The 10,008-nt window shown below is 58.9% G+C and carries 9 protein-coding genes; 4 read left to right on the top strand and 5 right to left on the bottom strand.

Annotated elements, in window-relative coordinates; all coding sequences use genetic code 11:
* Window positions 1-86 precede the first annotated feature (86 nt).
* Together NW845_RS11220 and NW845_RS11215 are read right to left on the bottom strand one after the other, a co-directional pair.
* Window positions 87-407: an RNA recognition motif domain-containing protein gene (locus tag NW845_RS11220; protein WP_414335402.1), complete on the bottom strand. Its 321-nt coding sequence runs from the start codon at window positions 405-407 to the stop codon at window positions 87-89.
* Window positions 408-644: 237 nt separating this feature from the next.
* Window positions 645-3,383, bottom strand: coding sequence for a valine--tRNA ligase (locus NW845_RS11215; protein WP_414378590.1), 2,739 nt, complete (start codon window positions 3,381-3,383; stop codon window positions 645-647).
* Between the two features lie 183 nt (window positions 3,384-3,566).
* On the opposite strand from NW845_RS11215, the gene NW845_RS11210 reads away from it, so the two are divergent.
* Both NW845_RS11210 and NW845_RS11205 read left to right on the top strand, forming a co-directional pair.
* Entirely contained in the window at window positions 3,567-3,989 is a 423-nt protein-coding gene (locus NW845_RS11210) for a heavy metal-responsive transcriptional regulator (RefSeq protein WP_414349108.1), read from the top strand.
* Between the two features lie 44 nt (window positions 3,990-4,033).
* Window positions 4,034-4,471, top strand: coding sequence for a putative iron-sulfur cluster-binding metallochaperone (locus NW845_RS11205; protein WP_414378588.1), 438 nt, complete (start codon window positions 4,034-4,036; stop codon window positions 4,469-4,471).
* Between the two features lie 142 nt (window positions 4,472-4,613).
* Here NW845_RS11205 and NW845_RS11200 read toward each other — a convergent pair whose 3' ends face one another.
* Window positions 4,614-5,435, bottom strand: coding sequence for a phosphatidate cytidylyltransferase (locus tag NW845_RS11200; RefSeq protein WP_414378587.1), 822 nt, complete (start codon window positions 5,433-5,435; stop codon window positions 4,614-4,616).
* 291 nt (window positions 5,436-5,726) lie between these two features.
* Here NW845_RS11200 and pdhA point away from each other — a divergent pair, with 291 nt between their 5' ends.
* Together pdhA and NW845_RS11190 are read left to right on the top strand one after the other, a co-directional pair.
* Window positions 5,727-6,728, top strand: a complete 1,002-nt coding sequence (pdhA, locus tag NW845_RS11195) for a pyruvate dehydrogenase (acetyl-transferring) E1 component subunit alpha (RefSeq protein WP_414378585.1) — start codon at window positions 5,727-5,729, stop codon at window positions 6,726-6,728.
* 257 nt (window positions 6,729-6,985) lie between these two features.
* Window positions 6,986-8,566: an NAD(P)H-quinone oxidoreductase subunit 4 gene (locus NW845_RS11190; RefSeq protein WP_414378583.1), complete on the top strand. Its 1,581-nt coding sequence runs from the start codon at window positions 6,986-6,988 to the stop codon at window positions 8,564-8,566.
* A 141-nt stretch (window positions 8,567-8,707) separates the two neighbouring features.
* Here NW845_RS11190 and NW845_RS11185 read toward each other — a convergent pair whose 3' ends face one another.
* Entirely contained in the window at window positions 8,708-8,887 is a 180-nt protein-coding gene (locus tag NW845_RS11185; RefSeq protein ID WP_414366311.1) for a hypothetical protein, read from the bottom strand.
* A 312-nt stretch (window positions 8,888-9,199) separates the two neighbouring features.
* On the bottom strand, window positions 9,200-9,889 hold the full coding sequence (locus NW845_RS11180) for a V4R domain-containing protein (RefSeq protein ID WP_414366309.1): 690 nt from the start codon (window positions 9,887-9,889) through the stop codon (window positions 9,200-9,202).
* Window positions 9,890-10,008: the final 119 nt, after the last annotated feature.

The raw sequence follows: 10,008 nt of genomic DNA, 5'->3' as shown, positions 1-10,008 counted from the left end.
GGGAGAGGGGCCGGGGGTGAGGGCCGCTCTGGGAGAGGGGCCGGGGGTGAGGGGCAAACTCAAACCGAGAAGCCTCAGCAGGCGTTTTAATAGCGAGATTGGAAGTTGCGCCGCCGCTCGCCGCCGTTGGCGTTACCAGAGCGGAAGCCTGAGGTCGGGCGTTCTTCTCGCGGACGAGCCTTGTTGACCTTGAGGTCGCGGCCCATCCATTCTGCGCCATCCAGAGCGGCAATAGCAGCCTGCTCTTCGGCCTCAGAACTCATTTCCACAAACCCAAAGCCACGGATGCGACCCGTCTCCCGGTCGGTGGGGATCTGCACCCGCTTCACCGAACCGTACTCGGCAAAAACAGCGGTCAAATCTGCTTCTGTCACCTTAAAGGAAAGGTTACCTACATAAATTGACATCGACGATCTCCGAAAGAGAGAGGAACAAAGGGCGAGATATTCGGAGAGCCGTCTGCCAATACAAAACGTGAAAACCCGTCAAGATCAGAAGAACCGAACGCTACAACCGACATCTATCTCGAATCAGCTTTCATCATAACACAGAGATGGGGGATGGCCACTCCCATTGCACAAAAATAGCCGGTGCTATTCGGCTGCCTAGGTCAAGAGCCCCAAAGGAGAGCGCTCCCCGTTGCCCTAGCCCAGCTTTTCCAGGCGGGCTTGCAAAAGCTGCATCTGGGCCTCCAGCTCTGCCAGTTGCTCGCGGCTGGCCTGCACCACTTCCGGGTTGGCCCGACTGAGGAAATTGGGGTTCTCCAGGCGGGCGCGGATCCCTTGCGCCTCTTTTTCCAGCTTGGCCAGATCTTTTTGCACTTTAGCCTGCAGCGCCTCCACATCCACCAGCCCCGTCAAGGGCACCAGCACCTGCACCGTGCCCACTACGGCAGCCGCCACCTGCTTGGGTTCCCTGGCCAGGGATCCCGTAATTTCTAGGGACTCGGCCTTGGCCAGATCACGGATGTAGGCTTGAGCGGCGGTGAGGATCCGCTGCTCGTCGGGATCCTCGGTAACCAGCAGAGCCGTGATGGTTTGATGGGGCTTAAGGCCAGCCTCTGCCCGCAGGTTGCGCAGGCTGCTGATGGTCTGGATCACCAGGCCAAACTCCCGCTCCAGTTGCGGGTTAACCCAGCTGGGGTCGGGGGTGGGATAGGGCTGGACGGAGATGGAGGTGGCTTGGTTGGCCTGGGTGACGAGCTGCCAGACTTCTTCGGTGACGTGGGGCATCCAGGGGTGCAGCAGCCGGAGGATGGTCTCCAGCACAGTGGCCAACACCTGCTGTGCCGTGCGCTTGGAGGTGGGGTCTTCCCCCCGCAGCCGCGGCTTGACCAGCTCGATGTACCAGTCACAAAAGTCATCCCAAATCAGGGAGTACAAGAGCCGCGCCCCCTCACCCAGGCCGTAGGCTTCCAGCTCTTCAATAACCTGGGTGGCCGTGGAGTGCAGCCGCGACAGGATCCAGCGATCGGCCAGCTCCAGCGCCTCCGGAGCCGGGGATCCCAGTTGGGCGGGGGTTTGCCCCTCTAGGTTCAGGAGCACAAAGCGGGAGGCGTTCCAGATCTTGTTGGCAAAGTTGCGGGCCGCCTCCACGCTGGCGCTCTCGCCCGTCTTGCGGTCGTAGGCCAGGCGGATATCCTGCCCGGCCCCCACCACTTCTTTAACCAAAGCGTAGCGCAGGGCGTCGGTGCCGTATTTGTCCAAGAGCTCGATGGGATCGATGCCGTTGCCCTTGGACTTGGACATTTTTGCCCCGTGCTCGTCCCGCACCAGGCCGTTGATGTAGACATCTTTGAAGGGGATCTGGCCGGTAAACTGCACTCCCATCATGGCCATGCGGGCCACCCAGAAGAAGATGATGTCGAAGCCCGTGGACATGAGGGAGGTGGGGTAGTAGCGCTTGAAGTCCTCTGTCTCCTCCGGCCAGCCCAGCGTGGAAAAAGGCCACAAAGCCGAGCTAAACCAGGTGTCCAACACATCGGGATCCCGCTCCAGCCGCTCGAGGGCCAGGCCAAACTTCTCCCGTGCCTTCGCCCAGGCCTCTTCAGCATTGCGGGCCACCACAAAAGCCTGGGGATCCTCAGGGATCTGACCGTCGATGACGGGGTACCAGGCCGGGATCTGGTGCCCCCACCACAGTTGCCGCGAGATGCACCAGGGGCGCAGCTTCTCCAGCCAGCCCGTGTAAACCTTGGTCCAGCGCTCCGGAATAAAGCGGGGGTTGTGGTGCTCCCGCTCCTCCTGCAGGCAGCGGGCCGCCATGCCGGAAACATCGCAAAACCACTGAATGGAGAGCAGCGGCTCAATGGGCACACCCCCGCGGTCGCTGTAGGGCACGCTGTGGGTGTACTCCTCCACCTTCTCCAGCAGACCGTGCTCGGCAAACCACTGCACCACCCTCTCGCGGGCCACAAAGCGATCTAGACCAGTGAAGGGATCCCCGTTCTCGTTGAGGGTGCCGTCCTTGTTGAGAATGTTGATCAAGGGCAACTGATGGCGCCGGCCCATCTCAAAGTCGTTGGGATCGTGGGCTGGGGTAACTTTGACACAGCCGGAGCCAAAGGAGGGATCCACGTACTCGTCGGCAATGATGGGGATCAAGCGCTCCTTGATGGGCAGCCGCACGAACTGGCCAATGAGATGGCGGTAGCGCTCGTCTTGGGGGTGGACCGCCACGGCTGTATCCCCCAGCATTGTCTCGGGGCGGGTGGTGGCCACCACCAGGTACTGGTTGGGATCCGCGGCCAAGGGATAGCGGAAATGCCAGAGGTGACCCTTGACCTCTTTGTTGTCCACCTCAATGTCAGAGACTGCCGACTGGGTGGCCGGACACCAGTTGACCAAATACTCGCCCCGGTAAATTAGCCCTGCTTCGTAGAGGCGGACAAAGGCTTCCGTAACTGCCCGGCTCAGCCCCTCATCGAGAGTAAAGCGATCCCGCGTCCAGTCCAGCGACAGGCCCAGGCGCCGCAGTTGGCTTTTGATGGTGCCCTGGGATTGCTCCTTCCAGGCCCAGGCCCGCTCCAGAAAAGCCTCACGGCCCAGGTCAAAGCGGCTCTTGCCCTCCTGGCGCAGTTGGTTTTCCAGGATGGTGTGCACGGCAATGCTGGCATGATCCGTACCGGGCAGCCAGAGGACGTTGTAGCCGCGCATGCGCTTGTAGCGCACCACCACATCCGGCAGGGTAAAGGCAAAGGCATGGCCCATGTGCAGGCTGCCCGTGACGTTGGGCGGGGGCAGCACCATGCTGAAGGCTTCTCCCGGCGCCTTGGGATCCGCTACGTAAAACTCCTTTTCCTCCCAAAAGCGCTGCCACTTCGGCTCGGTCGCAAAGGGGTTGTACTGGCTGGGCAGGTGGGCGAGGGCAGGTGCAGCAGTCATGCCGAATCTAGGCCAGGGCTTCTCGAAGAACTACCCTAATAGGTTAGCAGGCTTACTTCAGCCTGACGGGCTCTTGCGGCTCTCTTTGCCGGGGTGGGCCTTGCGGGGGATTCCTCTTGACCTTGTAGTTAGCTATAGGGTTTAGGCTAGGAGAGCTGCTGGAGAGAGGGTATAGAACCGGGCATGTCTGAACTGCTGCGGGTGGGTCAGGTAGCCGAGAAGTTGGGCATCAGTCCCCAAACCCTCTACTTCTACGAGCGCCTGGGGCTCATCCCCAAACCGCGCAGGACGGAGGGGGGCTATCGCCTCTACGGGGAGCCTGAGCTGGAGCGGCTGGCTTTTATTGCCCGTGCCAAGGCTTTGGGACTTACCCTGGCCGAGATCAAAGAACTGCTCTTGCTTCAGGAAAACGGGCAAGCTCTGCCCTGCTGGCAGGTGTACGTAAAGCTAACGGAAAAACTCAGACAAATCGATAAGTCAATTGCCCATCTGCAGGAACTCAAAGGGGAGCTATCGACACTTATTGAACAGTGTCAACAGAAATTTTCTGAACAAGAGAAAAGTTCCTCTTGCACTATCTTCCAACAACAGCTCGATAACCCATGACAAGAGAACCCCTTGCACCATTTTCTGCTAATGCTTGGCAGCCCTTGTGTCCAAGGAGCGGGGAGCAAGGGATCCCGGTTCAACTGATTACCCTGAAGAGCCTGCTGTTCCCTCGAGCTTTGGCACAACTGGATGCGGACAGCAGCTACGCGTTTTGCCGGGATCCCATTTGTCCTGTTGTTTATTTTTCTGAGCAAGGTCAAAGCTTTGGGGTTGACGACCTCAAGGTGCCAGTCTTTCAAAAAGAAAGTGGCGAGGACGTGCCCGTCTGCTACTGTTTTGCATGGACCCGCCGGCGCATTCGGCAAGAGCTGCAGGGATCCACAACACCCCAGGCCATTCTTGCCGAGATTGCCGCCCACATCAAAGCCAGGCGCTGTGGCTGCCAGGTCAACAACCCCCAGGGGTTTTGCTGTCTGGAAAATGTCAGGCAGGTCATCTTAGAAGTGCAGCAAGAGAAAGTTGGGGAACGAGATAGCTGAAGAGCCAAAAGACCAGAGATTTCTCCGTTCCAAGGGTAGCTTTGGTCGTACCATTCCTACGAGGATTGCGCACAGATTGTCCAACCTTCTAAAGGCAAACTTGTGTCTAGAATCTTCTCGGCTGGGGTGGGAATTATCGCAATTATCGGCTGAAATAGGCGTTGAGCCATTCCAGGCATTCCATAAAGTAAAACACTAGAGGTCCGGTAAAGACGTAGCTATCGCCCCGATCCAAAATGCCGCCGTGGCCGGGGATGAGATCCCCGGAGTCTTTGACACCGGCATCCCGCTTCATCAGCGATTCCGTTAGGTCGCCCAACAGGCTCGTTAGCCCAATCAAAAACCCCAGCACGCTGCCGCTCCACCAGCGCCAGGGCCAGTTCAGATAGTAGGCTCCGGCCATGGCCAGGGCCATGCTGGCTGCGATCCCGGCCACGGCCCCTTCCACCGTTTTTTTGGGGCTGAGGAGGGAGAGCTTGGTGCGCCCAAAGGCCCGCCCACAGAGGTAGGCCGCTACATCGGCAGCAATGACACAGCCAATAGCCAACAGCGTAATCCACAGCCCTTCCCCCAGTCCTTGGGAAAAAGACAAAGCCCTGACCCGAATCCAGAAGCTGGGCAACAGCGCGCAGTAAAACAATCCCAAAATCGAGGTGGCAATGTCGGCGATGGTGGCCAGCTTGGGCTTAAAAAGCAGATAAAAGCAGATCACAGAACCGGCCACGATAAAAGCAGGGCTGGTCCACTCCGGCTTAACCTGCTGCAAAATCACCAGCACCTGGCTGGAAAACATGGTGGTGCGCATGGCCGGTGCATTGCCCTTGGTCTGCACCAAGCGAAAGAACTCCAGTTGCGCCAGAAAAATAATCAGCCCAATGGCTGCCGTGAAGTACCAGCCCCCTAGCAGGGTGACCGTCAGGGCAAATAGCACCGCCGCAAAACCGCTAACCCAACGGGCTCCCATAGGCGCACCCCGTTATCTTGGCCGGCCCTTCAGCTTCCAGGAGAAGATCCCCCCTAGAAAAAGCCTTTGCCAGGATACCTGCTCTTGCAGTATTCGCCTCAGCGGGACGGAGTTCTGACTTCGATGCGGCTGCTGCAATGGCAATGCCTCCTGCCTTAATCTTTTAGTCTACCCCCCTTCCTCCAGAACTGGGATCCACCTCGATCTCCCCCTCAGCGGGATTGCAAGTGCCCCCAAGCGTGGGATAATTAAAAGACTGCAAAAATGGGTTACCCTCAATCACTTTCCAGCATGGTTCAGGAACTTACCCCTCCCGTGGCTAGTGCTCGCATCTCTGCCGAAGAGGCCCGCATGCTCTACGAAGACATGGTGTTGGGCCGCCTGTTTGAGGACAAGTGCGCCGAAATGTACTACAAGGGCAAGATGTTTGGCTTTGTGCACCTGTACAACGGGCAGGAGGCGGTGTCCACGGGGGTGATCAAGGCGCTCAAGCCCACCGACTACGTGTGCAGCACCTACCGGGATCACGTGCATGCCCTCAGCGCCGGGATCCCCCCGCGGGCGGTGATGGCGGAGCTCTTTGGCAAAGCCACCGGCTGCAGCAAGGGCCGCGGCGGCTCGATGCACCTGTTCTCGGCGGAGCACAACTTTTTGGGCGGCTATGCCTTTGTGGCCGAGGGGATCCCGGTGGCCACAGGGGCGGCCTTTTCGGCCAAGTACCGCGGCACCGACCAGGTGACAGCCTGCTTCTTTGGGGATGGAGCCTGCAACAACGGCCAGTTCTACGAGTGTCTCAACATGGCCGCCCTCTGGAAGTTGCCCATCGTCTACGTGGTGGAAAACAACTTCTGGGCCATTGGCATGGCCCACAAACGGGCCACTTCAGTAACCGACATCTACCTCAAGGGCCCTGCTTTTGGCATGCCCGGCTACCAAGTGGACGGCATGGACGTGCTGGCGGTGCGGGAGGCTGCCCAACAAGCTATCGCGCGGGCCCGCGCCGGCGAAGGCCCCACCCTGCTGGAGTGCATCACCTATCGTTTCCGTGGCCACTCGTTGGCCGACCCCGACGAGCTGCGCAGCCCGGAAGAAAAAGAGTTCTGGCGGCAGCGGGATCCCATTAAGCAACTGGAGCGCTACGCCCTCGAACACAACTTGATGACTGAGGCGGACTTCCAGGCCATTCAGGAAAAGGTGAGCGCCGTGATTGAGGATGCCGTCCTTTTCGCGCTGGAAAGCCCTGAGCCTACCCTGGACGAGTTGCACCGCTTCGTTTTCGCCGAAGACGAGTAGATCCTGCCTAGTTCCCAAGTGTCGAGGGAGTGCGGGAGCCGAGACCTGGCTTGGCCAGCCAGGTTCTCTCGCCAACTCTGACGGACTTTCCACCCAGGCCGCCGTTGCCGCTCTCTTGGCGATCCTCGATGCTTAGCATCAGAGAAACCTTCTCCAGATCTGCGCTATTGCGCAGATTTTTTTGTAAAAATCGCTTTCCATTTGTTTACATAGCTTCATATCATTAGTATGTTGAGCATAAGTACTTATTCCCGGCCATGAGTAATTCCCTTGAGTTTCCCTGGCTGTCGGCCCTGGTGCTCCTGCCGCTGCTGGCAGCCTTTGGGATCCCTCTGCTCCCCCAGAGCCGTTGGGCGCGTTGGTATGCCCTGGCGGTGGGGGCTTTGGATTTGGGCCTGATGGTCTATGTTTTCGGGCGGCACTACAACCTGCAGGATTTCTCACTGCAACTGGCAGAACGCTACGCCTGGGTACCCCAAATTGGTCTGCACTGGTCGCTGGCGGTGGATGGCCTGTCCTTCCCGCTGGTGTTGCTTTCGGGCTTGATTACGACTTTGGCGATAGTGGCGGCTTGGGAGGTGGCTGACAAGCCGCGCCTGTTTTTCTTCCTGCTGCTATTGATGTATGGCGCCCAGGTGGGTGTGTTCTTGGCGCAGGATCTGCTGCTTTTCTTCTTGATGTGGGAGATCGAGCTGGTACCCGTTTATCTTCTCATCTCCATTTGGGGTGGGCCGCAACGCCAGTATGCTGCCACCAAGTTCCTCCTCTACACCGCTGCCGCCTCTATTTTTATTCTGGTGGGATCCCTAGCGATGGCCTTCTACGGCGAGGGCTTCAGCCTGGAGATGGCAGAGCTGGGTGCAAAATCCTACCCGCTGGCCCTGCAGGTCTTGGCGTATGCAGCTTTCCTGATTGCCTTTGGGGTGAAGCTGCCCATTTTTCCGTTTCACACCTGGCTGCCGGATGCCCATAGCGAAGCCTCGGCGCCCATTTCGATGATCTTGGCCGGGGTGCTGCTCAAGATGGGGGGCTACGGCCTCATCCGCTTGAACGTGGGCATCTTGTCGGAGGCCCATGTGTCCTTTGCCCCGGTGCTGGCGGTGTTGGGCACAGTAAACATCATCTACGGGGCCCTGGGGGCTTTGGGGCAAAACCACCTCAAGCGGCGCCTGGCCTATTCTTCCATTGCCCACATGGGCTTTGTGTTGATCGGCATTGCCACTTTTACGGAGCTAGGCCTCAACGGCGCCCTGCTGCAGATGATCTCCCACGGTCTCATTGCGGCGGTGCTCTTCTTCTTGACAGGGATCACCTACGAGCGCACCCACACCCTTGCTCTCGACAAGTTGGGCGGGCTGGCCAAGCAAATGCCTAAGACCTTTGCCCTGTTTACAGCAGGAGCTTTGGCCTCGTTGGCGCTGCCGGGGATGAGCGGGTTCGTGGGTGAGCTGACGGTGTTGCTGGGCTGGACCACCAGCGACGCCTATGCGCCGGCCTTTAAGGCAGGGGTGGCCCTGCTGGCGGCGGTGGGCCTCATTCTTACCCCCATCTACTTGCTCTCCCTGCTGCGGCAGGTGTTCTATGGGGCTCAGGATCCCGGGCTGGTGCTAGAGGAGTATCTGGGGGACATGCGCCCACGGGAAATGGCTGTCGCCCTCTGCCTGCTCTTGCCCATCCTCGGCATCGGCCTCTACCCCCGTTTGGCTACCCAGACCTACGATGTCACGACGGTAGCGGTGGCGGCCCAGTTGCGCAGTGTCCTGCCGACGGAAATTGTGCAACGGCCCCTCTTGCCGGTGCAGCCGGCTCAGGTGGCGGCCTTGCCCCCGACCGATTAGAGGGTGTCGGGATCCCCGCTTTTGCCTTCAACGGAAGAGCTGTTGCTTGAGAAGTCCTCTACCTCAAGTTTCAGCTCTTCTTTTATTTCGAGGTTAAACGTGGGAGGGGGGATTTTTTAGGCTGGAATTCGCTTCTGGCCCCTAGCGAGGATCAGAATGAATGGAGTTGCGTTCGCTCAGGTTGAGCTGCACCACCAGCCACCAAAGGGTAACGTCGGAGTAAGTTGCCCGCCGCTTCAGCCGGGAAATGGAATGAACCGGATTTTGGCTGTCGATCATCCACTCCGAAGCGATGATTTGGCTACGTTGCTGAGCATTCATTGCCTCTCCCCCTTCGAACTGCTCAAGACTTGGGATAGCTCCTACTTTTAGGATGGCGAATTTGTAGGGGAGCGTGTGAAAAAATATATTACGCAGGGATCCCTAAGGACAGCTAACTTTCTTAGCAACTCGGATCCCGACGGCTGCTCAGTTGAGAACCTACTGGCCGAGGAGCCAAAAAAACTTTGCAAAAGGGTGAGGAATTGAGCAGGGAGAATTGTCTTTGTCTTTACAAGTCTTAAGACCTGGAAAAATTCAATTCTCTCCTTCTCTGCCAGCCTGGAAACATGGGTTTTCAGCAGGGATCCCTCTCTAGGAACCGGCGGCGAGCCGATCCCAAATCTCTTCGTGGGAGAGGCCCTTGCGCACCCATTCTTCACCATTGTGTAGCCGCTGAGCGGTGCCGATGAGAAAGCGGTTGCAGTCGGCTCCCAGGGATTCACAGGTGGTTTGCACACAGACCAGATCCCGGCCCGAGAGCAACGAGAAGAGGCCGGCCAGCATTCCTGCCTCTAGATAGCCGGCAGGCTCCCGCTGCGCAGACAGCTCCTCCGGGCTGAGGCTGGCACGAGCAGCCAGGGCAAAGCCGGAGTTGCGGATCCTAGCCTCCACCAAGCCGCGGTCAGCAGCGGAAAAATCCAGCTCTAGGCGTCCCCAGCCGTGGGTGGCCCAGAGCTCGCTGAGGGCATCGAGGAAGATCCCCAGCGGCAATTCCTGCAACGGCTGTTGGTAGTAGCGGGAGAGTTCGTCTTCGATGCGGCGGAAAAACGCTTCTCCCCACTCGCGACCACAGTTGTAGAGGATGACACGGGTGGCTTGCCCGGTCTCGTAGCGCAAGCCGGCGTAGATGGCTTCCAGGAGAGGCATGGGAAAGGCTGCCAGGCGGTATCCTCCCCGGCTGTAGAGCAGGCCGCTGTGGATGTCGGGACGGATGTAGTAGGCAGGGCTAAAGCAGTGCCCGGGCAGGATCTGGTCTTGCAGGATCTCTTGCAGGGTAGTCATGGCTTTCCTCTCAGGGAGATGGACGGACTTGAGGGCGGCTGAAACTTAAGCTTTTATGGTCATTTCAAATAAGTTGGTTGCCTGGATCCCAGCTCCCCTCTCCCTCAGGGAGAGGGGCT

Source organism: Synechococcus sp. H60.2, from assembly GCF_047462315.1.
In the GTDB taxonomy this organism is placed as follows: domain Bacteria; phylum Cyanobacteriota; class Cyanobacteriia; order Thermostichales; family Thermostichaceae; genus Thermostichus.
This window is presented reverse-complemented; position numbering and strand designations above follow the sequence as displayed.

Excerpts from the sequence above, each read along its gene's own strand:
- NW845_RS11220 (WP_414335402.1), bottom strand. The coding sequence starts at position 407 with ATGTCAATTTATGTAGGTAACCTTTCCTTTAAGGTGACAGAAGCAGAT.
- NW845_RS11215 (WP_414378590.1), bottom strand. The coding sequence starts at position 3,383 with ATGACTGCTGCACCTGCCCTCGCCCACCTGCCCAGCCAGTACAACCCC.
- NW845_RS11210 (WP_414349108.1), top strand. The coding sequence starts at position 3,567 with ATGTCTGAACTGCTGCGGGTGGGTCAGGTAGCCGAGAAGTTGGGCATC.
- NW845_RS11200 (WP_414378587.1), bottom strand. The coding sequence starts at position 5,435 with ATGGGAGCCCGTTGGGTTAGCGGTTTTGCGGCGGTGCTATTTGCCCTG.
- pdhA (WP_414378585.1), top strand. The coding sequence starts at position 5,727 with ATGGTTCAGGAACTTACCCCTCCCGTGGCTAGTGCTCGCATCTCTGCC.
- NW845_RS11190 (WP_414378583.1), top strand. The coding sequence starts at position 6,986 with ATGAGTAATTCCCTTGAGTTTCCCTGGCTGTCGGCCCTGGTGCTCCTG.
- NW845_RS11185 (WP_414366311.1), bottom strand. The coding sequence starts at position 8,887 with ATGAATGCTCAGCAACGTAGCCAAATCATCGCTTCGGAGTGGATGATC.
- NW845_RS11180 (WP_414366309.1), bottom strand. The coding sequence starts at position 9,889 with ATGACTACCCTGCAAGAGATCCTGCAAGACCAGATCCTGCCCGGGCAC.